Source organism: Vibrio makurazakiensis, from assembly GCF_050337375.1.
Lineage (GTDB): Bacteria > Pseudomonadota > Gammaproteobacteria > Enterobacterales > Vibrionaceae > Vibrio > Vibrio makurazakiensis.
In genome coordinates, this window is the sequence record NZ_JAKJSW010000422.1 from 1 (window position 1) to 1635 (window position 1635).

Below are 1635 nucleotides of genomic sequence, written 5' to 3' on the forward strand. Positions count from 1 at the left end.
ATATTCTACTTTCGAATCAAGATGATTTAAATCACATTTTTATCAAGGTCTTAGATTAGTGAACCTAAGACACATTGAAAAAAACTTAATAAAATTCTTGACTCAATCCTAACAAATCACTTTTTCATAGAAGGTAAAGCACCTAAATTTGAGCAAAGTGGCGTCGAATAAAGCGTTGCGTGAAAGTGCCCTATTTATGCTATTGAGTTATCCCTAAAGTTATCCACCGTTTTTGTGGATAACTGTTGATAACGTCTATAACACTTTAGCCAAAGTCTTTGTTTACAGGGGCTAACAGCCTTTTTAACAAACTATTCACTACGGTTGCTAGAGTAATAAATGTCAATATTGGCAGCGCTATCCACAATACTGGGTGAAGCGTAGGATCAAGCTCAAAACCAAATTTCATGACACCTGCAACACTTGCTTCTGCACCTAAGCTCGCAATACAACCAGCGACGAACGCCATTAAGCCGTATTCGCACCAGATTGTACTCAGAATGCGTTTTTTGCTTGCACCTAAAGTTCTATACAAACGTATTTCTTGCTGGCGCTGAGAAAGGCTCAGACGTAGAAGAGTAAAAATCAGCAGTAGGCCCGCGACAACACCCAGAGCAGCCAATACGGTAATTGACCAGACTATTTGTTGAAGCAATTGCTGTATCTTTGCCCCCATCGCTCGTATATCCATTAAACTTACGGTTGGATGGCTTCGCGATAAATCGTTCAACATCTGATCATGTTGGCTATCGACTCTAAAGCTCACCAACCAAGTCGAGGGAATTTCGCTTAAAACGTCAGGCGTGAAAATAAAATAGAAGTTTGGCTTCATGTCTCGCCATTCAACTTTACGTATCGAATTCGCTACCGCACTAAATATCTGGCTATTAATCGTGAAGGAAAGCGTGTCACCAATTTTAATGCCTAACTCAGCTGCGACTTCTGACTCAATAGAAACGCCGTTGGTTTCGGTCCACTCACCTTCAACAAGCTCATTGTAATCAGGTATTGAATCACCCCAAGTAAAGTTTATCTCACGCCTTAATGCGTCAGTATCATTGCTGCTGGCTTGTTTTGCGTATTCCTGAGCATCAACCCCGTTAATCATGGACAATCGGCCACGAATAATCGGGTACGCAGCAGAACGATCGATACCTTCTCCATCAAGCGTTGATAGGTAATCATCTTTTTCATAGGTCGCGATATTTAAAGCGAAAGCATTTGGAGCATTTTCTGGAATGGTTTGCTGCCAATCAGTCAATAAATCAGTTCGCACCAACCAGATAATCGATAACAACATTAGTGACAATGCTAGCGATCCAAATTGAATGCCGGTAGATAATGGAGAACGATTGATTCGACTTAACGCTAAACGCATTGCCGTAGAGACAGGTAACTTTGCTATTCCACGAAGTAACAACATGCTAACTACGGCGAGTACCGAAAATAGAAGTGCAATGCCACCTATTACAATCCAGACCAAAAGATTGTCGCCATATATCAGCAGCATAGGAATGATAGGAACTAACAAGAGCGCATATTTTATTTTGCTTTCTTTATTCTTATGTCCGCTTTGAATGACACTTGCCGCAGATGTATTAATTAATCCAATGAGTGGAATGCCTAATGCAGGAA

At 40.8% G+C, this 1635-nt stretch carries 1 protein-coding gene; it reads right to left on the reverse strand.

From position 1 onward, the window contains the following. Positions 1–265: 265 nt before the first annotated feature. Positions 266–1635: ABC transporter permease (locus tag L4C33_RS22105; RefSeq protein WP_428814531.1), on the reverse strand; the 1370-nt coding region annotated here is incomplete at its 5' end.